Below are 25,200 nucleotides of genomic sequence, written 5' to 3' on the forward strand. Positions count from 1 at the left end.
AAGGAGTGATCCTCAAATGAAAGCGCTATCTCCGAGAGAATATCAGATTTTGCATTTTCTATTGGAGCGTAGGGATTTCGTTCCGGTCAAAGAAATAGCCGGTCACATGAACTGGTCGGAAAAAACGATTTACAGGGAACTAAACGCCTTGGAACACAATTTGCATATTCGCGGAATTCGCCTCGAACGGAAGCCGGGAAGAGGTATTGCGCTGGCTTTAACCCAGGAACAGACGATGGAGCTGAGGAGAACGCAATGGACTTCGGGAAAAAGGGTGGTGACAACCCTTTCCGTAGAGGCGAGGAGAATCAAAATATTGACGAATTTATTATATGATTCTCCTGAGGAAACCTCGATTAACAAGCTGTCAGAAGAATACTTTATTGGCAAGGCATCGATTGTGAATGATCTCAAGGCCATTGAAGAACGAATTGAACCCTTTCAGCTCCGACTGGAAAAAAGCCAGCTCGGTACCCGTCTGATCGGTTCAGAAATTAACATTCGCAAAGCCATGGCTTCTCTCATTAATGAACTTGTGAGTGAAGAACGGGCGGGAGAACAAGAGGATGAATCTCGGATTGATGGTAACACACTCGTTGAGTTGATAGAACATTTTGGCTACGATTCAGTTCAAGGGATCCAACGTATTCTGGAGGAAACCGAGCAGCAATTAGGATATACCATAGGTGATCCCTATTACATCAACCTGCTGACTCACCTGCTGATTTGTATCCGCAGACTGAAGAGTGGCAAGGTCATTCGATTGGCTGACGGCATTCCTGATCATCCCATAACTGACCCTCATGTACATTCCATCGCAAAAGCCATGGCCCAACAAATCAGTGAGCTATGCGGATTGGAATTACCCAGTGAAGAGATCTATTTCATCTATCAATATCTGATTTCATCAGGCATGAGTGTTCCGTCCCTTAATCTTGAGTTGTCAGGTCTGATGGACAAGGTTTGTCCAGAGTCTAAAGCGATGGTCAAGGAATTAATTCAGACTGTATCCAGGATGATCCGGCGTGATCTCACAACAGATGAACAATTGTACAAGGGTCTGATCATTCATTTCAAACCGATGCTGAATCGTCTAAAATACAACATTTCCATTCATAATCCTCTGCTGGAGGATATACGTGAGGCGTATGCCGAGATATTCTCTCTGGTCCGTTTGGGGATGCTGCCCATGGCCCAAGCCTGCGGATTGAATTCGTTTAGTGATGATGAGATAAGTTACCTGGTCCTTTATTTTCAGGCATCCATTGAGAAAAGCAGTAAAAAGAAAAGAGTTATTCTGGTCTGCTCCACTGGAATAGGGACATCTCACTTGCTGAAAAACCGGATCAATCGTTCATTTCCCGAATGGGAAGTCGTTGATGTCATTTCGACAAGCTGGTTCAAGCGTATGGAGGATTGGACGGACATTGATCTGATTATATCAACCGTGAAACTGGAGCATCATGACTTGCCAGTTGTGTATGTCTCGGCGCTATTAAATGACACGGATGTCAGCTTAATAAAAGCGAAGTTTAACGAGGAGAGGTTGAATCAACATCAAAGCAGGGTGTTTTCGTTTCCACTGCTCAGGGCGTACTTCCACCCATCTTATGTACAGATTGAAACAAATACGAAGGAACAATATACAGAAGGTACAGCATCCCGTCTGAAGCTGTTTGCATCCATACTCCAACACGTAGGCGCTAATCTGGAGAACCGGACATTTGCCGAGGCTAAGCTGAATAACCATTTGTCGGTTTTCCTGATCCGCAGTGATGTGAACGTCAATCCCATCGTCGGTTTTAATGTCATTCAAGGGGAACCGAGCAATTGCAGACTGGAAATTGTAATCGCTTTCTTGAATGATGGGCCACTAACTGAATTATTGATAGAAATACAAAGCTTGTTGATGTGCAGGCGCATGTATGAACAGATCATGAGAGTAACTACACCACAAGAGCTTTTCGAGATATTACAGTCCAAGCACGATCAGGAGGAGGACCATTATGGATATAACCAAGATTATCAACGAACGGTTGATTAAGCTGGATCTACAAGCACGAACCAAGGATGAAGCCATCGAGGAATTGGCGGATCTGCTTGCAAAGGAAGGCGCCCTTTCCTCCAAAGAAGAGTTTATCAAAGACGTCTATTTAAGAGAAGAAGAGGGTCAGACTGGCCTGGAGAACCACGTTGCGATCCCTCATGGCAAATCGGCGGCCGTCCTCAAGACCTCCCTCACCATCGGACGAACAGAGCACCCCCTTGAATGGGAGACCCTGGACGGCAAACCTGTCCATGTCGTTATTCTGTTTGCTGTACGGCTTGTAGACCGAAATACAACCCACATGAAGCTGTTGGTCCAAGTTGCGAGTATGCTCGCAGATGAAGAGGTGCTGGAACGTTTGATGCATGAGTCGGACTCGGCCCAAATTATGGAGCTCTTTGCTAGCAGAGAGAGCGTATCGTAGAACATGGCAATTCAGGAATTTTAATATGGAGCACAATACATCATTTGGAGGGATTCTGATGAACATTGTAGCCGTAGCCGCGTGCACTGCTGGTATTGCCCACACGTATATTGCCAAGGAAAAATTGATCAAAGGTGCTAAAGCGCGTGGTCATGAGATTAAAGTAGAGACCCAAGGCACCATAGGAACAGAAAACGAGCTCTCTAGGGAAGAGATCAGGGCAGCTGATGTTGTCATTGTGGCTGCAGATATCAAAATCGGTGGAGAAGAAAGGTTCAAAGGCAAACGGATCATTCGAGTCAAAACCGAGACGGTCATTAAAGCCCCAATTAAATTCATTGAAAAGGTGGAGCAGTCTTTAGGGGTATCCTCATAACAAGGGAGGCAGGGCGATGAGCGCAAAATCCAATCACGCAGGTTCAGTCATCAAAGGTCACCTGTTAACAGGCATTTCCTATATGATTCCTTTGATCGTTGCTTCAGGGCTGTGTATCGCGCTGGGACAAATTCTGGGAGGGGCCGATGTAGGCAAGGCGGAAGGTACCATTCCGTATATGATTAACCAGATCGGCGGTTGGGGCATGGGGCTGGTTGTCCCTTTAATTTGCGCAGCGATTGCTTATTCGATCTCGGACCGTCCCGGAATTGCTCCAGGATTAATTGTTGGTTTCATATGCAGTCAGATTCAAGCGGGGTTCATTGGTGGGATGCTGGGCGGATTTCTGGTGGGTTATGTCGTACTCGGTATCCGTAGATATGTGAAGCTGCCAAAGTCCATGCAAGGATTAATGCCTGTTCTCGTTATTCCGTTTCTGGCTACATTGATCTCTGGTTTAGGTATCTTTCTTGTCATTGGTCAGCCAATTGTCTGGTTACAGGACAGTCTTACCCATGTGCTTGAATCGATGCAGGGGGGGTCCAAATTTGTTTTAGGTGCCATTCTGGGCTTGATGGCCACCTTTGACTTCGGAGGACCTGTGAATAAAACGATGTCACTGTTTGCCGATGGGATGTTAGTCCAAGGTATCTATGGGCCTGAGGCTGTCAAGTTTGTCGGCTCCATTATTCCACCATTGGGGATTACCCTATCGTATTTCCTGACGAGAAACAAATATACGGCAGCAGAAAAAGAATCGTTAAAGGCTGCATTCCCGATGGGAATCTGCATGGTCACGGAGGGTGTCATTCCGATTGCGGCAAGGGATCTGATCCGGGTGGTGACTTCCTGTGTCATCGGCTCAGCGGTAGCTGGTGGATTGATTATGATTTGGGGCGTTGAGGCTCCGGTGCCACACGGGGGATTATTCGTTGTACCCCTTTTCACCCATCCATGGCTGTTTATGTTGTCTCTTCTCATTGGAACCGGAATCTGCGGTGTAACCTTATCTTTATTGAAGAAGCCAGTTACGGCGATGGATGAAGAATTCGACGATACCGAAGACGAAAGTGTAACCTTCGATGACATTGTGTTCAAAGTGGAGTAATACCCGCCATATAGATAGCGCTTACAATTTAATTAAACTCATCTAAAGGAGATGTGCCTCATGTTGATTACGATGAAGGAACTGCTTAAAGTAGCCAAGGAACACCAATTCGCGGTGGGAGCATTTAACGTGGCAGACAGTACATTTTTGAGAGCTGTGATTGAGGAGGCGGAGCACTCCAATTCCCCGGCCATCATCGCCATTCACCCGACAGAGCTTGAATTTTTGACGGATGAATTTTTCGCATATGCCAGCCAGCGTGCACATGCCAGCCATGTTCCACTGGTGATCCATCTTGATCATGGTGGGTCCATTGCTGATATCATCCGGGCGATCAAGTGTGGATTTACTTCTGTCATGATTGACGGTTCTCTGCTCCCTTATGAAGACAATGTGACTATTACTAAACAGGCGGTGGAGCTTGCACACGCCGTCGGCGTATCTGTTGAGGGGGAATTGGGGACGATTGGACAGACCGGTAATTCTATCGAGGGCGGTGTATCTGTAGTAACTTACACGAATCCGGCCCAGGCGGAGGACTTTGTGGCACGGACGGGAATCGATACATTGGCGGTGGCCATCGGTACAGCCCATGGCATATATCCCAAACATATTAAACCGGAGTTGCAAATGGATATTCTGAGAGAAATCAATCAATTGGTAGACATCCCTCTCGTTCTGCACGGGGGATCTGCCAATCCTGATCAGGAGGTCTCCGACTCCGTTCAGTTGGGGATATGTAAAATCAATATTTCCAGCGATATGAAACATGCATACTTCAAAAAAGCTCGTGAAATTTTAAGCACCACGGAATTATGGGACCCAAATGCCATTTACCCAGACTGCATTGTTGAGGCTCAAAATGTCATTCGTTATAAAATGAATCTGTTCAATTCCGCGGGCAAGGCAAACTTGTATAAAGGGCTGCGTTATGAGCAACGTCAGGCTGAAAGTGTGAGCCTTTACTAAGCCTGCTGGCGGGGCAAAGCACCATACGAACGATTCGCATTTCATCCCTCGGAGCCTTCCTGAAGCCCACCATTCCCGAATTTTATTTATCGTGAATGGTGGGCTTCATTATGTGATAAACTCTACACGTATCAGAATGCCTGGCGTCAATGTACATTCGGAGAATGTGTAAAGAAGGAGGGGAGTATGAGTGAAAGGCCTTATTATATTGACACTCCTTATTTGGGTCGCATTATTGCTGATTGAATGGCTTATCTACCGGTTACAAGGACGGCGAATGACGTGGGTACAATATATATTGCCATGTGTGGCCTTGCTCGGCGGTGCCGTTGTAATCATGATCAGCATTGATATGGGCGGGTGGAACGGTATCGGATATGCCCTACTCGGCGTATCACTGGGTACGGCAGGAATGTTAACACTCATTACGGTGGCGATCAGGGATGTGGTGCTTCGGCGACGGGGCGGGAACTAATCAGAGCAGTAACTGCCTGTACAATGAAGGTGAATTGGGCGATGGGCTGGTTGCAGGAATGCATCCGTCTGTGATATATTGACATTAATTATGACAAGGGAGGTGAAGACAGGTGAATCACGAGATGCTTAACAACCGTATTAGCCAGCTGCCGATTGCTATGGCTGGCATTGTTCATACTTTTCTGACCAACGGGAGAAGTCTGTCCAATTTTGAATATACGGAAGTTAACATGTGCGAGAAGATGCCTGCCTTGACCTCATTCGGACGATAAGCTATATTGCTTGAATTCTGAAGGGCCGCGGAGCTAACCTCCTGCGGCTCTTTTTGTGTTGCGGTCAGGATCTTCCAACTATAGGAGGAACCTTATTATGATGATGATTAGCGCGCAACAACTGACGCAATACCACGGAGCACATCTGGTGCTGGACGGCATTACGTTTGAAATTATGGAGGGCGACAAGGTCGCTCTGATCGGCCGCAACGGAAGCGGCAAAACAACACTTATGCGCCTGATGGCAAGACTGAACAAGCCGGATGAAGGGCAATTGATGATCAAAAAAGATACACGAATCGGTTACGTGGCACAAGTTCCAGAAGGACTGGATGACCATACCGTTCTGGATGTGCTGAGCCTTGGATTCAAGGAGCTTATGATATGTCGCACGCAAATGAAGGAAATGGAGCAACAAATGTCGGATCCGGCATGTGCAGGAGACCCTAATCAATTGGAGCGCCTGTTGAAACGTTATGCAGCGCTGCAAGACCAGTTTGAGCGTGAGGGTGGATACGAAATGGATGCCCGGATCGATCAGGTGGCCGACGGTCTGGATATCGCCAAGGCACATTATGATTGGCGCTTTGGTTCGCTGTCCGGTGGGGAGCAGACTCGGGTCGTGCTGGCTTCACAGCTAATCGTCAGACCCGACCTCTTATTGCTGGATGAGCCAACGAACCATCTTGATCTGGAGCGGGTCGAGTGGCTGGAGGGATTTTTACGAGAATACCCGGGCACCATTGTCCTGATCTCGCATGATCGCTACTTTCTGGATCGGGTGGTGAATCGAACGCTGGAGCTGGAGGATGGGGAAGCGGAAACGGCTGCTGGCGGTTATACGGAATATATGGCAGTGAAAGAACAACGGCTGTTGCAGCAATTCGAGGAGTTCAAGGAGCAGCAGAAGGTTATCAAAAAAATGAAAGAAACGATCCGCCAACTGGAGGAGTGGGGCCGAGTTGGTGGGAACGAGAAGTTCTTCCGGCGGGCCGCTTCCATGCGAAAGGCGCTGGAACGGATGGAACAGGTGAAACGTCCTGTGCTGGAGCGCCGCAGCGCAGACTTCGATGTACGTCCTACAGACCGCACGGGCAAACGGGTGGTTGTTATGGAACAAGTGGAGAAGAGTTATGGCGAGCGTGCAATTCTAAGTGGGATCTCGGGTCTGCTGGAATATGGCGATAAAATTGCACTTATTGGCCGCAATGGTTCCGGCAAGACGACCTTGTTCAAGCTATTGCTTGGAGACGAGCAACCCGATGCGGGTAAGCTGGAGTGGGGAGCTCGTGTGGATGTGGGATATCTGGCTCAACAGGAGGAACCTGCGAATCCCAAGCTGAACGTACTTGAATACTTCCGTCTCGAAGCGGGCGTGGAGGAAGGAGAGGCTCGCGGGATTCTGGCACGATATCTATTCTATGGCGCGGATGTGTTCCGCTCGGTGGGACAGTTATCCGGCGGGGAATGGACGCGCCTGCGTCTGGCTCTGCTGGTTCAACGCAAACCCAATGTACTGCTGCTTGATGAGCCGACCAACCATCTGGATATCGCATCCAGAGAAGCGCTGGAAGAATCGTTGGTTGATTTTGAAGGAACCGTACTTGCCATCTCGCATGATCGGTACTTCGTCAATCGCCTGGCGTCCCGCGTCTGGGAACTGGAGGACGGTCAGATGACCGCTTATCTCGGAGACTATGAAGCGTATCGCGAGAAGAAGCTTGATATGCAAGCTCGTTCGGCGGCGACAGGTCAGGCTTCAGCAGGAGCAGCTGTTTCTTCTCGTGGGAGCGCCAAGTCAGAGGTGAAATCAGGTTTAGCGTCGGCGGCCGGCGGGACTGCCAGATCAGGGAAAAGGGCCGAAGCAACCTCGTCAATGAATGGCTCCACCGTTGCGGCTACCGATGGAAGTGGTGATCACGAAGTTTCCACAGGATCAAGTAAGGTGTTGACCCCTTCGGCAGCAGCTTCATCGAATCATAGAAATGGCAATGGCAACCAACCGTCTGCGGAGAAGCTGGAACAGACCTTGGCTCGTCTTGAGGTACAGATTCAGGCGCTGGATCAACAACTGGAAACGGTGCAGAACAATCCGCTTGAACTGGAACAAATCTGGAATGATCGCGAGCAATTGTCCGCTAAATATAATGATGTATTGGCCCAGTGGGCGGAGTTATAAGTTCGAATGGCATATGCATAAGATGGAACCAAAAAGGTCGGAGAATCTTCTCCGACCTTTTTGGAGCGGGATTAAAACATACCAAACGCGGAATCTGCCTGTTTTTCAAGCTTTGTTAATCAAAAATTGTGCGACAACCGGTTCTTATTTTTTACATGTCATGGTGAATCGAATCAATTTCATAACTCAATACAACTGGATTAGTGTAACTTTTTTCCTCCACATGCGTTAAATACGTTGGTATGAATGGAAACGGCTCACCTGAGAGCTTGCAGAAAGGGAGGTAATCGGTATCTATTATTCATTGACGTATCGGAGTTGGTCGGATGATCGACAGGCGGAGACAGGGGTGCTGGAACAGACTTCAGTCACGCGGGATGAACTGTTCATGCGCAAACTGGTGGACGCCACCTTGGTGAAAAACAAACTCTGGGCGCATCTGTCCAATGAATGCGAAGATGGGCGGGAACATGCGGTATACGTGACGGCGTATGAACAACAGATGCCGGACGAGTACGGTGCAGCCATTGCGGATGCTGCCCTGGCGATGTGCAAAATGTCTTCCATGTACAGTGCAGAGTATATGTTGTGGAGTGGACGTTCATTTCAGGAGTTGGAACTCACAGCGTCATCCACCTATACGATGGAACTTGCCGAGCAACTGTTGGACCATTACATGGTTCGTGATGGCAAGACGTATGAATTCCTGTATTCGGTACTGGATGCGGATCGCAAGAAAGTGTTGTTTTATATGAAAGAGGTGGATCTGTGATGAGTGACCAAGAGCGGGGGCAAGCATCCAAACCCGGATCTAAAGCGAAGCTGGTTGCTTTCTCCCTGATGCTGGCGGTTCCTGCCGTGTTATCCGGTTGTGGCAGCAACAATGATGAATGTGACCCGGAGTATGATACCGGATGTGAATATGATTCCAGCAGTGGGCACTACTACTACGGTGGGTCGTCGTATCGAAGCAACAAGGACAGTAATAGCTCCTATAGCAAATCCAAGTCCAAATCAAGCGGCTTCGGTAGCTTCTTCCGCAGTTCGGGAGGATAACCGGATGAGGCAAGTGGTTCAATTGCCGTTAAGTCATGAAGAGGTATTTCAGGGTGAAGCGGGACAACAGATTCCATATCATCGAATGTACGGGAAGCAATATTGTGTGCCTGCATTGACGGTTTATTCTCCCTCGGAGATACAAGAGCTGTGTACCGCAGCTGAGGCGGTAGACGGCATTTATTGCAAAGTGATGCGATTTATCCAGCAATATATGCCGGATTCCTTTTTGGAGCATCAGCTGGGTATCCATCCCGGGCTTATTCCGACGGCACGTATGGAGATGGTAACTGGAGGTATTACCCGTCAGGACTGGATTATTGGAGAAGCGGGGCCCAAGTGTATTGAAAATAATACGGACACCCCTACGGGTATACCGGAGGCTGCTGCTCTGGAAAATATCCTAGTCGGTCTTGCCGAGGATACTACGCTAACTGGGCCATCTGCCGAGATGGATGCACGTATTCGGGAGTGTTTCAGGATATGGCTGGAATTCTATACAGAGCAAGGATTGCAGGGCCCGGTGACGTTCACTTCTTTTGGCGAACATGTCGAAGATCGAACGAATACGGCATATTTGATGAAGCGTTGTCAGGAAGCTGGATACGAAGTCTTTTATGCTGCACTTGAGGAACTGGAGATTGTTCCGGGAGAGGCACTTTACCATAGGGGGCGGGAGATCAACCTGCTGTACCGTCTCTATCCACTGGAGTATCTGATCGATGATCGGGATGAGACGACAGGGGTGGACATTGGGGCTGCGTTGCTTGAACTCGTACGTGAGGGACGGCTGGGCCTGATGAATCCTGTTCAGCATGTGCTCATGCAGAGCAAAGGCTTCATGGCGGCGATCTGGTCGCTCTACGAGCGTAACGAACAAACGCCGGAATATTGCGGGTTTACCCTCTTTGATGAAGCAGAAATGGATGTGATTTCCCGATATCTGCTGCCAACTTATTTTTCGGCTGAACCCTTTCAGTTGAACGCCATGCCCTATGTAGCCAAAAGCTATTGGGGACGGGAGGGTAGAGGAACTCTTTTGCTGGATGGAGGAACGGACAATGCTTCACGAAAGCAGAATATAGAGCATCCTCTTAAAGAGGAGCTGGAATTCAAACTGGCGACTGGGGCAGCAGATGAGGATGAAGCGGAAATTACAGCTTATTACGAAAATCAGCCCAAAATCTATCAGCAGCTGGTTCCGATGGAACAGGTCGTGATCGAGACGGAAGATGGAGCGTACAGTGGTTATCTGCTTACAGGAGTGTTTGTTATCGGTGGGCGTTTGGCAGGCATGCTGCCGCGGGTCGGAGAGAAAGTAACCGGAGATATGGCCTATTATTGCGCGGCTGCGGTTCGTGAACGGATGAATGATGAGGAGGAGAAGGCATGGAGAACTTGGGATTAAACCTCGTGAATGTGGCGGTGGGAGTAGGCATTCTGTTGGTGGTATTGGTATGTGGATATTTCGCTTTTAGCAAGTTGACCCGGTATAACGATAGTGAAGAAATCGCCAAAGGTAACGAGGCGGCAGGCATGTATATGGGCAGCAAATTGCTGGGATTGTGTATTATTGTGGGCATGGTATCTTTCTCAACGCATTCGTGGTTGGATATGCTGCTGTGGTCGGTGCTTGGAATTATTGTACTGTGCCTGGTCTATATTATATTTGACTTCCTCACCCCCAAAATGCGAGTTTGCGATGAAATCGCACGAGGCAATATGGCGGTAGCGCAACTGCTGCGTTCGATTATCATCGGCGTTTCCATCGTCATCGGTACATTTTTGATGTAAAATAAGACATAGTGTTTTATGGAGTTTACTATCATACGATAGAAGGAGCGCGGCATCATGAGAAGAGTCATCATCGATACAGATACAGCAGGAGACGATACAATTGCGATCCTGACCGCATTGCACCACTTTCAGGTGGAAGGCATTACGATTACGGGCGGTAACGTACAATTCGACCAGGAGGTTGAAAATGCCCTGTACACGGTACAGGTTGCTGGACATGGCGGCAAGGTACCTGTGTATAAAGGATGCGAGCGACCGCTAATGGCTTACGGTAAAGCTCAGCACCGTACAGTGGAAGACGTACATGGCGATGACGGCATGGGCGGCGCACATTTCCCGAAGGCGGATCAGCGTCCCGAGAGCGGGCACGCGGTTGATTTTATCATTGAGAAGGTGCACGCACATCCCGGTGAAATTGAACTGCTGGCAATTGCCCCGCTGACCAATATTGCGATGGCGATCCAGAAAGACCCCACGATTATTCCGGAGATTGCTCACCTGTACATCATGGGCGGAACGAATAATGCACTGGGTAATATCACACCAGCGGCAGAGTATAACTTCTACGTGGACCCGGAAGCAGCGAAAGTTGTACTGCATGCAGGCATTCCGATCACGATGGTTGGCTGGGAGATGTGCACGCAATATTCAGTGATGGATGATGACGATCATGCAGAGATTGCGGCTCTCGGTACATCCGGTGCCGATTTCTTCACTGCAATCAACAAAGTGGTTATGCAGTTCAACAAGTCGGTACATAAGCTCAATGGCACCACTCATCCGGATACGTTGTTAATGGCTGTTGCGGCAGATGAATCCGTTATGACCAAGTCGGGTCAATATTATGTGGATGTGGAAGCAGCAGGAGAACTAACACGTGGATACAGTGTGGTGGATATCAACGGACGTTTTGGCAAAGAGCCGAATGTACGTGTCTGTGAGGCCATTGATCGGCCAAAGTTCAAATCGATGCTGCTGGATGTTCTCTCAGCGATCCAGTAAATGCAGGAATTTAACTACAGGAAAAAGAAGAAAATCCGTGCCTATCCCAGGTACGGATTTTTTTGCGCATTTAACCTACTCTTGCTGCAACAAAAACGAGCGAATACCGGTCGTGACCAGATCATGGTCTTCTTCATCAGGCAGACCCGATATTGTAATGGTGCCGACCTGTCCCTCATTTTCCAGAATAAGCGGGAAAGCGCCACCAGCCAGGACATAGTCCGATGAACGCAGATTAAAATCCTGTTCAAGCGTCTGGTTTTCGCTTCTCAAGCGCAGAGCCGTATGCCATGAGCTGGAGGAGAACTGATTCACCACGTTGTTCTTGCGTCGAATCCAGTCTTCGTTGTCAGGATGCGTGCCTTCCATGGCGTGCAAAAAGAGACGATGTCCCTTCAGGGTGATGTCGATGGTAACAGCTTGGGAACGACGCTTCGCTTCTTCTACCAGATGCAGGCCAAGGTTAAGCGCCGTTTCAGAATCAAATGTGCCAAATACCAAGTCCTTTTCTTCCTGCTGCATTTCCTTTAATCTTTCGGTCATGGTCAGGTTCAAATTACAGGCAGCCCCTTTACATATATGATTGATGTCTACATTCGACATGAATAGGTTTAGTACCTCCCCAATGCGGACTGGACGATGTTAGTGGATGTTACAGGTGTGGTTAAAGAGCGCTCATTTGGAGACCGTACATCGGCTGTGTTAAAGTGAAGGAAACCTAATATACAAAACTCTTAAAGTTAAAATAAGTAATGGCCAAGTAGGCAGGAGGAGAAGCACGATGCTGTTTTATTTTGTAGCACTGCTGGTGACTTTGGTGGATCAGGGAACCAAGATTGCAGTGAGGATGTATATGGAAGTTGGCGACGTCATGAGACTGGGTGACTCGGGCATGCAGTTACAGCATTATGAGAACAGTGGCATGGCGGGCAGCATGTTTCAGGGGAATGCGCGTCTGTTCGGTGTGATTGCCGTTCTGTTCATCGCGGGCATGCTGTATTACCGGAGTAAAGGGGAGATTCGTGGTTTCTGGATGCAAGCTGGCGCAGGTTTTATGGTTGGCGGGGCGTTAGGCAATGCGATCGATCGATTTATCTATGCCCGGGTAACGGATTTCCTCGTGTTTCCGTCAGGACGAGGTATCCTGAATCTCGCTGATGTCGCAATTAACATCGGCGTGGTCATGATCATCATCGGCATGTTGATTCGAGCATTTCAGAGTTACCGGGCCAAGCGGTTGCGTAATACTTTGCCCAAAGTTGAGCGTCCGTAACAGATGGATAAAAGGTTTACAGTCGCTGAATATACGCTTAATAACTGAGGACATTGGATATCATCCAGTGTCCTTTTTTTTACGCCAATTTCGGCCCATGGGAAGAACTGCCTTGATTCAATTTTACCGAAACCGTTTTAGAACTAATAAAGACCTGTATAGTCAACGCTCATAGTATGAGTGGATGGAAGGATTAACCAACTGGTTATTTCACCTTTTGAACGGGTAAATCTTTACGTATAAAGCTGAGGGAGGTACAACATGAGAACAACGCTTACCAAGGCTCTCGGGACAATGTTGCTATGTGGAATGATGGCTGTACTTCTATCTTCCTGTACCAGTGGAGATAGCGCGAATGGCAAAGTGCAGATTGAATTTTTCCAGAACAAACCTGAAGCCAAAACAACCTTTGATGAATTGATCAAAACGTTTAATGCCGAGCATGACGATATTCAGGTGACACAGGTGAATCCGCCAGATGCGGAGACCGTATTGAAGACACGTGTTGTCAAAAATGATATCCCTGATATTATGGCCATGGGTGCAACGGATACGTATTCAATCCTGGCCCAGAGTGATATTTTCACCGATCTGACGGATAGTTCATTACTCCAGACGATTGATCCAAACTACATACAAATGCTCAACGATCTCACAGGTATGGACGAAGTGACAGGAATTCCTTATGCGACTAATGCCAACGGCATCATGTACAATAAAACGCTGTTTAAGGAAATGGGATTGGACGTGCCCAAGACGTGGGATGAACTTATCGCAACCGCCCAAAAGATTAAAGATGCAGGTGAGATTCCATTTTACTTCACATACAAGGATGACTGGCAGACAAGCCTGCCGTTCAATGCCTTGGCCTCCAACCTGGTCGGTATTGATTTCTATCAGGAGCGGCGTGATAACAAAGTGACGTTCAAGGAGAAATACCGCGAGGTGGCTGAGAAGCAGCTGGAGCTCATGAAGTATGGTCACAGCGATAACTTTGGTAAAGCTTATTCGGACGGTAACCGTGCCTTCGCTAACGGTGAAGCTTTCATGTACATCCAGGGAACCTGGGCCATCTCGGAGATTCGCAAAGCGAACCCAAATGTAGACATCGGTTTCTTCCCCTTCCCAACGGGCAACGATGCAAGCAAGATCAAACTGGTGAACGGGATCGACTCCCTGTTTACCATTGCGGCAGACACGCCTAATCGCGAGCAGGCAGAGACGTTTATAGCGTTTCTGTTGGAGCCTGAGAATATCGGAAGATACATTGACGAACAGACGCTGTTCTCTGCGGTAGAAGACGTGAAGCAGGATGACCCTGCCGTACAGGAATTAATGCCATATATCGAGCAGGGGAAGGTCATTGACTTTGCCGATCACTATATTCCGGCTGCCGTGCAGCTGAATTCCATCGTACAGTCCTTTTTGCAGAACCAAAACATCGACAACTATCTAGATACACTCGACAAAGAATGGGACAAGGTAGCCAATCGGCGCTAAGTCTTGTCTGAAGGAGGATGGAACATGAACAAACGTATCGCACCTTATTACTGGATGACGGTTCCGGCGGTAGTATTGTTCTTCGTATTTATGACACTGCCGGCCCTCCAGGGCATCTATTATTCATTTACGAATTATAACGGATTCGGGAAAGAGTATGATTTTGTTGGCTTCAAAAACTATTTCAATCTGTTCCAGGATGACAATGTAGGTAACGCCTACTGGTTTACGTTCAAATTTGCGATCGTTGTGACGATCCTGACGAATATTCTGAGCCTGCTCATTGCACTCGGGCTGAATGCCAAGATCAAGTTCCGTAACTTTTTCCGCGGCATCTACTTTCTGCCCAATATTCTGAGTGTGTTGATTGTAGGTTACATATTTAACTACCTGTTCTCCAACGTATTCCCGATCTGGGGACAAAATCTGGGCATCAACGCACTATCTACGAACATACTTGGCAGCGAAAGTCTGGCCTGGATCGGTATCGTCATTGTTGCCGTCTGGCAATCCGTGGCCTTGAATACGATTCTGTATTTGGCTGGTCTGCAAACGATACCAACGACACTATACGAGGCATCCAACCTCGATGGTGCAGGCAAATGGCGTGAATTCTGGAGCATTACCTTTCCGCTTATTGCACCGTTCTTCACCATTAATATGGTGCTGGCGATGAAAAACTCGCTGATGGTCTTCGACCAAATCGTAGCCTTGACCAACGGTGGTCCCGGACGGGCGACGCAGTCCATCTCCCATCTGATCTACACCGGAGGATTTGAAGGCGGCGAATATGCATATCAATCTGCGAACTCGGTTATTTACTTCATCGTTATTGCGGTGATTTCAATTCTGCAAATCCGGTTCCTGCAAAGAAGGGAGATGGATCTGTAATGAGAGGCCGTACACGAATCAATTGGCTCGTTATGCTGCTTGTTGTGCTGGGTACCTTGTTTATCCTGTTCCCCCTGTATATGACCGTTACGATTGCTTTGAAAAATCCGGAGCAGATGGCCCAATCGGTCTTTGCCATTCCGACAACGCTTCACTGGGAGAATTTTGCGAGGGCTATCGACATGACAAACTTCTTCCAGTCGTTCCGTAACAGTGCGATTGTCACTGCATCAACCGTGCTTTTGACGTTGCTCAGTAACTCGATGGTGGCTTATGCCATTGCGCGGAACATGGAGAAACGCAAGTTTTTCAAAGGGCTGTATTATTACTTTGTCAGCGCGATGTTCATTCCGTTCCCGATCATCATGCTGCCGATTGTTAAGCTGACCGCATCCCTGGAGATGACAAATCTGGTAGGTCTGATCCTGCTGCACACGGTCTATGGTCTTGCCTTTAACGTATTTGTATACGTTGGATACATCAGGTCCATTCCGGTAGCGCTGGAGGAAGCGGCTTTTGTGGATGGAGCGACAACCTGGGGCACGTTCTGGAAAATCATTTTCCCGCTGATGGCACCCATCAGTGCCACGGTTGGTATTCTGACCTGTCTGTCGACGTACAACGACTTCTTGCTGCCACTCATTATTATCAGTGATCCGGGGCAGTACACGCTGCCGCTGGTACAGTATGTATTCCAAGGACAGTTCAATACAGAGTTTAACCTGGCATTCGCATCCTACCTGCTCGCGCTGCTGCCGATGATTATCATCTACCTGTTCGCACAGAAGTGGATCATCAACGGGGTTACGCAAGGATCTGTGAAATAACTGGAGATTTGATTGAAGGATAGAATAGATGTGATTGAAGGATAGAATAGATGTGATTGAAGAAAAGAATAGGTGTGAAGGGATATGAACAAAGAGAGGTGGACTTTACAAGTCCCCTTTCTTTTTTTGCTCCTTGTCATTTGATGTGTGGGAACAATCGGGAGGATTGATTAACCTGTAAATCTATGCTATTTTTTAGTCGTTAGTTTAATCGGTAAACAAAGACTAGAAGAGAAGAAGATTAAGGTTCAATTTTGCAAGCGCTTTAACGAAAAGAACTGAATACGTAGATAAATCCGGCATCGTTTGTACCCAGTCTTCAAGAGCACGGGCGTAAGGTGGTGGATTCTTTTACATGCAAAAGGAGAGGAGAATGGGGAAGTTGCACGGGAAAAAAGGACATTTTAACTCACTTCGCAATCAGATCTTCATTGGTTTCGTTATGGTGATGCTCGTTGTTCTGCTGCTCGCAGGCATATCGGCTTATGATCGGGTAGCTGCTCTGCTGAAAAGCAATGCAGAGAAACATATTCATCAAACTGCCGTCCAAGCCAGTGGCAGATTGGATGCACTCATTGCCCAAGTGAATTCGCTGACCGCCCAGGTGGCGGATGATTCATATGTGCAACGCCTGCTTAGTGATGAAAAGCAAGGCAACCCGGCAACCTTTAATCAGCGTCAGGCCCTCTTGCAGATTGCAGGCAGTTATCAGTCTTTTATCAATGGTGCGCAAAGTATGGAGATTTACACAACCGGTTACCATCGCATCTTCCCCATGGATGACCGATCCCTCGATCTTCGAGTGGAACGCAGCTGGATAACCAAGGCGGATGAAGGAAAAGGCAGACTGGTGTGGGCAGGTGATGATCCTGAAGACCCGGGAGTGCTTCTGGCCATTCGACGCATTAACCTGCTGGAACATTCTTTTGAGCATGGAGGCTATATTGTGGTGCGGATGCAGCGCAGTTTCTTTCAACTCAATGATCTGAATGGGGCAGATGGTTCGCAGGACTCCATCATGCTCTTGGATGGGGAAGGCGAAGTGGTGACTTCCGATCTGGAGATTAATCTTGATCCAAAAGCCATATTGGATAGCGGATCTGTCGTCCAGAACGGGGAGGAATCCTATATCGTCGTTCGGCAAAAATCGGAGTTAACGGGATGGACACTTGCTGTCCTGACCCCGCTAGGGGAGACAACGGAAGGTGTATCCATTTTAAGGACGGCGCTGCTCGTCTCGGGAATGATCGGTGTTGTTCTGTTCCTTATCATGTCCTTCTTCCTGTCCACGATGATTACACGTCCACTCATACGCCTAATGCGGGCCATGCGCAGTGCACAGCCGGGAGCAATGAGGCCCAATCTAATGGTCAGCTCTACGATGGAGATCAATGAACTTAACGACGTGTATAACCAGATGGTCTACAGGCAGAACGAATTGACCCGTGTGGTTCATGAGAAGGAAGTCATGCAGTCGCGGGCCGAGCTGAAGGCGTTGCAGTCTCAGATTAATCCCCATTTTCTATTCAACACACTGGAGGCGTTCTATTGGTCTCTTGAGGAAAAGGGAGACGAGGAGATGGCACGTATGGTTGTGGCGATGTCCCGATTATTCCGCTACACGATCTCCAGTTCGCAGCAGGATGAATGGGTTACGATCGCCGACGAGCTGGAACACGCAGAGCGTTATCTTCGAATTATGCAGATGCGGTTGGGAGATCGAATGCAATGGGAGATTCAGCTGAGCGATGTGGTTCGTAAGGTCCCCATTCCGAAACTGCTTATACAGCCCTTGGTGGAAAATGCGATTCTCCATGGCATTGAAAGTAAACTGGGACCGGGAAAGATAAGCATGCATGTGGATGCTTCGACCGAGAAAAATCTGGTTCGTATTGAGGTTCGGGATGATGGCCCCGGTATGGATGAATTACGGCTTCAATCTGTCATTCATGCTTTACATGGTGGTCCCGCTGTATCCAACAAGGGGTCAGGCGTAGGTCTGATTAACGTACATCGACGGCTGAAGCTCTACTTTGGCAGCCAACTTGGCGAACGGTGCAAGCTCTCCTTAACAAGTAAGGTTGGGGAAGGGACCGTCATTTGCTTTGAGATTCCCATGGGAACGGAGGGTGCATATGATTCAGGACAAAACGATTCTTATTGTTGATGATGAGCCGCGTACCAGAGAGGGTATTCGCAAGACACTGGAGGGGTGGTCGGCAGGACGAAATCACATCCGGACTGCGGAAAGTGGTGCTCAGGCCGTGGAGTGGCTCAGGAAACAGCCAGCAGATCTGTTGATAACAGACGTTCGCATGCCGGAAATCTCCGGGTTGTCTCTGATCGAAGCCATACAGCATTTTTCGAACAAGCCTGTTGTGCTGATTATGTCAGGACATGCCGATTTTCAGTATGCCCAACAGGCCATTAAGTTGGGTGTCGTGGAGTATATGTTGAAACCGATTGATAAGGAACAGCTGTTGCAGACCGTCGAAAAAGCCTTGAAGTTCAGCGAACAACAGCGGCGTATTCAAACGATGCAGGAACTGGTGGACCCCAAGTTGCTGGATGTTAAGGAGCGCGGGGAGCAGAGGCTCAATAGCCAGATCAGTGAAGCTTTGACCTATGTGGATACGCATCTGGGTGAACATGTGACCATGCGTGAAATCGCTGATTTACTCCATCTAAACTCCAGTTATTTCAGTGTGTTGTTCAAGGAACAGATCGGCATCAACTTTAGTGAATACCTTACCCGCAAACGCATTCAGCGCGCGAAGGAGTTGCTTGTGCAGACGACCATGCCGATCTCGGAAATTGCGGAACAGGTGGGTTATCAGACGGATAAGTATTTTATCACGGTATTTAAAAGTCTGGAGGGACTTAGCCCAAGCAAATATCGTCATTCCTTAACCGTACGGGGTAACAAATAACCTCAAAATAGTGGAGTTTTACCAAATAATCCTAGTCTTATGGGGACGGGATGCTCATGCTACAATTTGGTTAAAGCGGTTACATTAACCGAAAAAACCAAGGGGGTTGGGATAATGAGCAAAAAGACGATGGCCATGCTTCTGTCATGGACGCTGGTTTTCGCCGTAATTTTATCCGGATGTAACAGTTCAGGTTCGGATCAAGAGGGTGAAGCGGGCAACAGCGGCACAGATGGGAAAGTAACCCTCAAATTCATGCACCTCTGGCCAGCGGGCAGTTCCGCACAGCAAAACAAATTGGTCAACGATATCATCAAGCAGTATCAGACGGATCATCCGAATGTGACCATCAAGCAGGAAGTGCTGGAGAATGAACAGTACAAGAATAAGCTGAAAATCCTGTCTGCATCCAATGAGCTTCCCGATGTGGGGGTAACTTGGGCTGCTGGGTTTCTGGAGCCGTATGTGAAGGGCAATCTGTTTGCACCGCTCGATGATCTGCTCAGCGACTCGCTGGGTGAGAAGTTTATCGCTGGAACAACCGAAGCCTATGCGATAGATGGAAAAACATATGCGCTGCCCATTGAGTTGAATATCTCCCCCATTTATTATAACAAAGCCATTTTTGCGAAATATAACTTGCAGCCGCCAGCAACGTACGATGAATTCCTGAGTGTGCTGAAGACACTGACAGAGAACGGTGAAGTGCCGATCGCACTGGGCAATAAAGACCGTTGGACGGGATCACTCTGGTATATGTATCTGGCGAATCGTTTAGGTGGAGATGCACTGGAAAAGGCCATCAATGGCTCCGGCAAGTTTGATGATCCTGCGCTGACTCAAGCTGCTGCCGAGGTGCAAAAGCTGGTGGATATGAATGCCTTTAACAAAGGCTTCAACGGGTTGTCCAACGATGAGGGCAAATCCGAATTCATGAATGAAAAGGCTGCCATGTATCTGATGGGCACCTGGGAGCTGCCGAACTTCACGACCAACCCGGACATCCCGCAGGAATTCAAGGACAAGATCGGATTTTTCAAATTCCCAACGATGGAAGGCGGCAAGAGCGACATTAACAGCTGGGTCGGTGGTCCAGGGGTAGGACTGTTCGTGGCTCAAAACTCCAAAGTGAAGGAAGAAGCGCAGAAGTTCGTGCAATACTTTGTGGAAAAATGGGGTGAGAGTTCGGTGACTGAAGCAGGCGTCATTCCCGCTACCAAAGTGGATACGGCTACAGTACAGCTGCCACAGCTCTACATTGACCTGTTGAACGAATTGAATCAGGCGAGCAGTCTCACACTCTTTGCAGACGTGCAGATGAAACCGGCAGCCGCTCAGGCTCATCTGGATATGATTCAGGCGTTGTTTGGCAAAGCGGTGACACCTGAGGACTTTGTGAAGAATCATCAGGCTGCCATTGATAAAGGCAATTGACGTACACACGCTTGAACGCTTGAAGGGAGGATAATGTGATGGACAAAGTCATGTCCAACCGTCTCGTTGCTGCGATGTACGTGCTTCCTGCACTGCTTCTGCTGCTGATCTTGGTTTACATCCCGATCGTGCTTACCGGGTATTATGGTTTGATGCAATGGGACGGGATCGGTGCAATGACCTTTATTGGATTGGATAACTACGCCAGACTGCTTCAGGACGGAACATTCTGGCAGAGTGCGAGTCATACTTTTTTGCTAGCTTTGTTCTCGGCACTCAGTCTGATTGGTTATCTGATGATTGCTTTGGTACTGTCAGGCAAGATCAAGGGCGCCAATCTGTTCCGTAAAATATATTTGATCCCGATGCTGCTGTCTTCGGTCGCGATCGCCCAGTTATGGCTGAAGATCTATCATCCCAGCAATGGTGTGCTAAACACCTTTCTGGAAGCGATCGGCTTCAGCAATCCGCCAGCGTGGCTGGCGGAGCCATCCCTGGTGCTGTACGCATTGTTCGTGCCGATTCTGTGGCAGTATGCAGGTTTTTATATTTTGATCTATTATGCGGCGCTCAAAAATATTCCGGAATCCCTGGTGGAAGCGGCCCGGATTGACGGGGCCAGCCCTTGGCAGATCGCTTTTCGAATCAAGCTGCCGCTGATTACAGAAGTCATCAAGGTGACCGTTGTACTGGCTGTGGTAGGCTCACTCAAGTATTTTGATCTCATCTACGTGATGACCGATGGCGGACCGAATGGCTCCAGCGAAGTGATGGCCTCCTATATGTATCGTCAGGCGTTCCGTAGCTTCGACTTTGGTTACGGCAGTGCTGTAGGTTTCTTCCTGCTCTTGATCTGTCTGCTCGTTACCTGGCTGCTTCGTAAGGCAACAGCATCCAAAGACACGATCCAGTATTCCTGACGAAATGAAAGGAGGTCCATCCCGGTGAAGACAGATACGGCCGTTAGATTGCCAACTTACCCGGGGACAGGCCGAGGTTCGGCATGGTTAAGGAGATTCGGATATGTTCTGCTGTATTTCCTCTTGTCCCTGGTCGCTTTGCTGCAAATTTTGCCCTTGGTATGGCTAATGTTATTCTCGCTTAAAAATAATCAGGAAGTATTCGACATGGCGCCTTTTTCCCTTCCTGCTACCCCGCGTTGGGAAAACTATGTCAAGGTATGGACAGAGGGAAATATCAGCTTATACTTCTTCAACAGTGTATGGATTACGGTAGTCTCGGTGGTGTTCACCGTGCTGTTTGCCAGTCTGGTGACCTTTGCCATTACACGTATGCGCTGGAAGGGTCGTTCGCTGGTATTGGGGTTATTCATGGTGGGTCTCATGATCCCTGTGCACTCCACGTTGATTCCGCTGTTCAGCTTGTTCCTGAAGCTTCATCTCACAGATCATCCAATGTCAGTCATCTTGTCTTACATTGCGTTTAATATGCCAATTACCATTATGATTCTACTCGGATTCTACTACGCGCTTCCTCGGGAAGTGGAAGAGGCCGCTGTGATGGATGGTTGCTCCGTGCATCGGATTTTCTTTCGGATTGTGCTGCCGATGACGTCTTCGGTCATTTCCACAACAGCGATCATCAACATGATCTATAACTGGAATGAGTTCATCTTTGTGAATACGTTCATCAGTACCGATTCGTACAAGACCCTGACCGTTGGGGTACAGAACTTTATCGGTCAATATACAACGGATTGGGGAGCCATTGGAGCGACGCTGATGATCAGCATTATGCCGATCCTGATTGCTTTTCTCATCCTGAGTAATCGAATTGTAGAGGGAATTGCTGCGGGTTCGGTTAAAGGTTAGAGGTTTAAGGCTGAAGATTTAAGGCCCTTCCAATACTTGCTTAAAAGCGAGTTGGGAGGGGCCTTTTTGGTCTTCTAAAACCTCTGGCAGGCGTACGGAAGCAGGACTTGATGAAAACGCTGAAAATACCTATTTATGGAATTGCAAAAAACTTTCAACTATTTTCGCAAAACTACTGCATTTTCAAACTACCTGTGCTAACATACCCTAAGAATTAAAGCCCACATGGGAAAGGTGAGAAAATGACAGCAATATCCTCAACCAAAGAGTCCCTTCGTTCTGATGCCAAGGATCTGAATCTGATTCGACTGACATGGCCTATTTTCCTGGAACTCTTCTTATTTATGTTGATGGGGAGCGTGGATACGCTCATGCTCAGCTCGGTATCCGATAACGCGGTCTCCGGCGTTGGAGCAGCCAATCAGATTATCTCTATCGCTATCCTTGTACTGGAAGTCATTGGACATGGTGCTGCAATTGTAGTGGCACAATATATTGGATCGAAAAAGTTAAGTGAAGCAGCACAGGTTACAGGTAATGCCATTACACTGAACCTTATTGTGGGGCTGGTCCTGAGCGGAATCTTCCTTCTGTTCGGAGGACATTTGTTATCACTCTTGAATATTCAAGGCGAAATTTATGATTTTGCCCGTTCGTATATAAATATCGTCGGTGGCGGGATCTTCCTCCAGGCACTCATTAATGCGCTGGCTGCGACGATTCGTACACATGGTTATACCAAAGAAACGATGTATGTTGCTGTATTCATGAATGTCATTCACGTGGTTGGTAACTATGCACTGATCTTTGGTCACTTCGGACTGCCGAAGCTAGGGGTGGAAGGTGCAGCCATCTCCACGGTAGGAAGTCGTTTTATCTGCCTGCTGATCTTCTTCTGGTTGTTGTATCGTGTGAGCGAGGTACGGGTGGATTTCGAATACTACATTAAATTGTCCAAACATTTTATTGGCAAAATTCTGCGGATTGGCATTCCCTCTGCGATGGAATCCATGGTGTATCATTCCTGCCAGCTCGTGTTCACACTGTATGTGACCTATCTGGGCGCAGAAGCCATGGCAACCAAGCAGTATGCGGGGAATATCTCCAGCTATATCTACTTGTTCAGCATGGCGATTGGGATGGGGACATCGATCATTGTAGGCCGGCTTGTGGGTGCGCGGCGCAAAGACGATGCGTACAAACGTGTTTTTGACAGTGTAAAATGGGCCCTTCTGGCCACGGTTATCATTGATGTCATCATCATTTTTTTCCGTGTGCCGCTGATGAGCATATTTACGGATAATCCGGAAATTATCAAGCTGGGGGCTCAAGTGATTTTACTCAGTCTTTTGCTCGAAACCGGACGTACCTGCAACATTGTGATCATTGGTTCCCTGCGTGCGGCAGGGGATGCAAAGTTCCCGGTATACATGGGGCTGATCTCCATGGTCTGCATGAGTCTGCCACTGGGGTACCTGCTTATATTCCAGCTTCATCTGGGCCTCACTGGGGTGTGGCTTGCCATTGCGGCTGATGAGTGGACCCGCGCGGTTATTATGTTCTTCCGCTGGAAGAGCAGAGCTTGGGAGAAACATGAACTGGTGGAGCATGATGACGAAGAGGTTGGTGCACAGCCGGTACCGGCTGTCTGACAAATAGATAAATCAACCTGCTGTACAAAGTGGCTTTACAGTAGCCATAGGGCAGCGGTTTCCCAGAAGAGTCAATTACGGAAAGGATTCCATCCGTGATTGGCTCTTTTTGTTTCTCCAGCAGAGGTAAGCAGAAATAAAGATAGCAGAAATGATCAAAACGGCGGTTACATCATTCACGTATAGTAAGGATATGGAAGGGGGCTTACCTCAGTTGAGCCGTTACCGTGCAATGATTCAGCAAAGTTTGTTCTATATTGAGACTCATCTGCATGAAGAGATCGGGCTGGAAGAAGTGGCATCCGAGGCGTTGTTGTCACCCTATCATTATCATCGGGTTTTCCGCAATGAGGTGGGTATGACTGTGGTGGATTATATCCGGAACCGACGGATGAGTCTGGCATCCACAGCCCTGCGATCCACGGATGCAGGCATTCTGGACATTTCCCTGGCATGTGGATTTGAAAGTCAGGAAGCCTTCACTCGTGCATTTCGCAAATGTTATGGCATGCCACCAGGACGTTTCCGCAAATTGTTCGATCTGAAATTATTCGAAGGAAGAACCAGAGGAGGAGAAGTACAGATGAATCAGACGTCAACGATTACAGGTTGGATGTTAACCGGAAGTCATCCGCAAAATTATGAGATGGGCATTGATCCTGCCGAAGTGCATCAGGGGAAAGCTTCAGGATATTTGAAGGCAGTTACGCCGATGGAGCCTAACGAGTTCGCAACGATGATGCAACAGTTCAGAGCGGACAAGTATGTAGGGAAGCGGATGAAGTTATCGGGATTTGTGAAGACCGAGCGTGTGGAGGCGTTCTGCGGATTATGGATGCGTGTGGATAATAACGTTCATGATGTACTTCAATTTGATAACATGCACGATCGGCCAATTACAGGTACCCAGCAATGGAATCAATACAACATTGTGCTAGATGTGCCGGAGGGCAGCGCGGTCATTTCGTTCGGGGTAATTTTGAACGGCAAAGGAAAAGTGTGGGTCGACAGTTTCCGCTTCGAAGAGGTTGATCTGAACACACCGCTGACGCATATGGAGACAGAGTACGAGATGTCGGACGAGCCGATGAATCTGTCATTTGAGGAGTAAATGCAGAAGAGGGACTTAAACGGCTGACTTAAACAGTAACACG

25 protein-coding genes are annotated in these 25,200 nt (G+C 48.2%); 24 read left to right on the forward strand and 1 reads right to left on the reverse strand.

Features of this window, described 5'->3' with window-relative positions:
- Positions 1-16 precede the first annotated feature (16 nt).
- From ACE3K2_RS25700 to ACE3K2_RS25760, 13 genes are all read left to right on the forward strand, one after another.
- A complete protein-coding gene (locus ACE3K2_RS25700; RefSeq protein WP_421896741.1) occupies positions 17-2,044 on the forward strand; it encodes a BglG family transcription antiterminator in 2,028 nt (675 codons plus the stop codon).
- The gene (locus ACE3K2_RS25705) at positions 2,007-2,471 is read left to right on the forward strand and encodes a PTS sugar transporter subunit IIA (RefSeq protein ID WP_421896745.1); all 465 of its coding nucleotides are present in this window, start codon (positions 2,007-2,009) and stop codon (positions 2,469-2,471) included. The genes ACE3K2_RS25700 and ACE3K2_RS25705 overlap by 38 nt, the downstream gene beginning before the upstream one ends.
- Positions 2,472-2,529: 58 nt before the next feature.
- On the forward strand, positions 2,530-2,847 hold the full coding sequence (locus ACE3K2_RS25710; protein ID WP_192271675.1) for a PTS fructose transporter subunit IIB: 318 nt from the start codon (positions 2,530-2,532) through the stop codon (positions 2,845-2,847).
- Positions 2,848-2,863: 16 nt separating this feature from the next.
- Positions 2,864-3,955 carry a PTS fructose transporter subunit IIC gene (locus ACE3K2_RS25715; protein ID WP_421896749.1) on the forward strand — a complete coding sequence of 364 codons (1,092 nt, stop codon included), beginning with the start codon at positions 2,864-2,866 and terminating at the stop codon, positions 3,953-3,955.
- Positions 3,956-4,015: 60 nt separating this feature from the next.
- Positions 4,016-4,924 carry a ketose-bisphosphate aldolase gene (locus ACE3K2_RS25720; protein WP_421896751.1) on the forward strand — a complete coding sequence of 303 codons (909 nt, stop codon included), beginning with the start codon at positions 4,016-4,018 and terminating at the stop codon, positions 4,922-4,924.
- 190 nt (positions 4,925-5,114) lie between these two features.
- Positions 5,115-5,399, forward strand: coding sequence for a hypothetical protein (locus ACE3K2_RS25725; protein ID WP_421896753.1), 285 nt, complete (start codon positions 5,115-5,117; stop codon positions 5,397-5,399).
- Between the two features lie 112 nt (positions 5,400-5,511).
- Positions 5,512-5,673 carry a hypothetical protein gene (locus ACE3K2_RS25730; RefSeq protein WP_181150888.1) on the forward strand — a complete coding sequence of 54 codons (162 nt, stop codon included), beginning with the start codon at positions 5,512-5,514 and terminating at the stop codon, positions 5,671-5,673.
- A gap of 97 nt (positions 5,674-5,770) precedes the next feature.
- Entirely contained in the window at positions 5,771-7,852 is a 2,082-nt protein-coding gene (gene abc-f / locus ACE3K2_RS25735; RefSeq protein WP_421896757.1) for a ribosomal protection-like ABC-F family protein, read from the forward strand.
- A 304-nt stretch (positions 7,853-8,156) separates the two neighbouring features.
- Positions 8,157-8,624 (forward strand): hypothetical protein, encoded by a 468-nt coding sequence (locus tag ACE3K2_RS25740; RefSeq protein ID WP_421896760.1) that lies wholly within the window; start codon positions 8,157-8,159, stop codon positions 8,622-8,624.
- On the forward strand, positions 8,624-8,908 hold the full coding sequence (locus ACE3K2_RS25745; protein WP_036671603.1) for a hypothetical protein: 285 nt from the start codon (positions 8,624-8,626) through the stop codon (positions 8,906-8,908). Before ACE3K2_RS25740 ends, ACE3K2_RS25745 begins: the two co-directional genes overlap by 1 nt.
- A 4-nt stretch (positions 8,909-8,912) precedes the next feature.
- Positions 8,913-10,316, forward strand: a complete 1,404-nt coding sequence (locus ACE3K2_RS25750) for a glutathionylspermidine synthase family protein (RefSeq protein WP_421896763.1) — start codon at positions 8,913-8,915, stop codon at positions 10,314-10,316.
- Positions 10,298-10,702 (forward strand): DUF350 domain-containing protein, encoded by a 405-nt coding sequence (locus ACE3K2_RS25755; RefSeq protein ID WP_421896766.1) that lies wholly within the window; start codon positions 10,298-10,300, stop codon positions 10,700-10,702. The genes ACE3K2_RS25750 and ACE3K2_RS25755 overlap by 19 nt, the downstream gene beginning before the upstream one ends.
- A gap of 57 nt (positions 10,703-10,759) precedes the next feature.
- On the forward strand, positions 10,760-11,707 hold the full coding sequence (locus ACE3K2_RS25760; protein WP_421896769.1) for a nucleoside hydrolase: 948 nt from the start codon (positions 10,760-10,762) through the stop codon (positions 11,705-11,707).
- 75 nt (positions 11,708-11,782) lie between these two features.
- On the opposite strand, the gene ACE3K2_RS25765 is transcribed toward ACE3K2_RS25760, so the two are convergent.
- A complete protein-coding gene (locus ACE3K2_RS25765; RefSeq protein WP_421896772.1) occupies positions 11,783-12,310 on the reverse strand; it encodes a heme-degrading domain-containing protein in 528 nt (175 codons plus the stop codon).
- Between the two features lie 178 nt (positions 12,311-12,488).
- Here ACE3K2_RS25765 and lspA point away from each other — a divergent pair, with 178 nt between their 5' ends.
- From lspA to ACE3K2_RS25820, 11 genes are all read left to right on the forward strand, one after another.
- Positions 12,489-12,980 carry a signal peptidase II gene (gene lspA, locus ACE3K2_RS25770; protein ID WP_421896775.1) on the forward strand — a complete coding sequence of 164 codons (492 nt, stop codon included), beginning with the start codon at positions 12,489-12,491 and terminating at the stop codon, positions 12,978-12,980.
- A 309-nt stretch (positions 12,981-13,289) separates the two neighbouring features.
- Positions 13,290-14,480, forward strand: coding sequence for an ABC transporter substrate-binding protein (locus ACE3K2_RS25775; RefSeq protein ID WP_421896871.1), 1,191 nt, complete (start codon positions 13,290-13,292; stop codon positions 14,478-14,480).
- Positions 14,481-14,504: 24 nt separating this feature from the next.
- Positions 14,505-15,371: a carbohydrate ABC transporter permease gene (locus ACE3K2_RS25780; protein ID WP_036606633.1), complete on the forward strand. Its 867-nt coding sequence runs from the start codon at positions 14,505-14,507 to the stop codon at positions 15,369-15,371.
- Positions 15,371-16,198: a carbohydrate ABC transporter permease gene (locus ACE3K2_RS25785; RefSeq protein ID WP_133386229.1), complete on the forward strand. Its 828-nt coding sequence runs from the start codon at positions 15,371-15,373 to the stop codon at positions 16,196-16,198. The genes ACE3K2_RS25780 and ACE3K2_RS25785 overlap by 1 nt, the downstream gene beginning before the upstream one ends.
- 373 nt (positions 16,199-16,571) lie before the next feature.
- Complete coding sequence (locus ACE3K2_RS25790) at positions 16,572-18,365, forward strand: cache domain-containing sensor histidine kinase (protein ID WP_421896779.1); 1,794 nt, start codon at positions 16,572-16,574, stop codon at positions 18,363-18,365.
- Positions 18,334-19,128, forward strand: coding sequence for a response regulator transcription factor (locus ACE3K2_RS25795; protein WP_421896782.1), 795 nt, complete (start codon positions 18,334-18,336; stop codon positions 19,126-19,128). Before ACE3K2_RS25790 ends, ACE3K2_RS25795 begins: the two co-directional genes overlap by 32 nt.
- 114 nt (positions 19,129-19,242) lie before the next feature.
- A complete protein-coding gene (locus tag ACE3K2_RS25800; RefSeq protein ID WP_421896785.1) occupies positions 19,243-20,562 on the forward strand; it encodes an extracellular solute-binding protein in 1,320 nt (439 codons plus the stop codon).
- 38 nt (positions 20,563-20,600) lie between these two features.
- Positions 20,601-21,482 carry a carbohydrate ABC transporter permease gene (locus tag ACE3K2_RS25805; RefSeq protein ID WP_421896788.1) on the forward strand — a complete coding sequence of 294 codons (882 nt, stop codon included), beginning with the start codon at positions 20,601-20,603 and terminating at the stop codon, positions 21,480-21,482.
- A gap of 48 nt (positions 21,483-21,530) precedes the next feature.
- A complete protein-coding gene (locus ACE3K2_RS25810) occupies positions 21,531-22,394 on the forward strand; it encodes a carbohydrate ABC transporter permease (RefSeq protein WP_421896874.1) in 864 nt (287 codons plus the stop codon).
- Between the two features lie 242 nt (positions 22,395-22,636).
- Entirely contained in the window at positions 22,637-24,046 is a 1,410-nt protein-coding gene (locus ACE3K2_RS25815; RefSeq protein WP_421896791.1) for an MATE family efflux transporter, read from the forward strand.
- A gap of 193 nt (positions 24,047-24,239) precedes the next feature.
- Positions 24,240-25,157: a helix-turn-helix transcriptional regulator gene (locus ACE3K2_RS25820; protein WP_421896876.1), complete on the forward strand. Its 918-nt coding sequence runs from the start codon at positions 24,240-24,242 to the stop codon at positions 25,155-25,157.
- Positions 25,158-25,200 lie beyond the last annotated feature (43 nt).

Source organism: Paenibacillus sp. (assembly GCF_048976745.1).
Taxonomy (GTDB): Bacteria; Bacillota; Bacilli; order Paenibacillales; family Paenibacillaceae; genus Paenibacillus.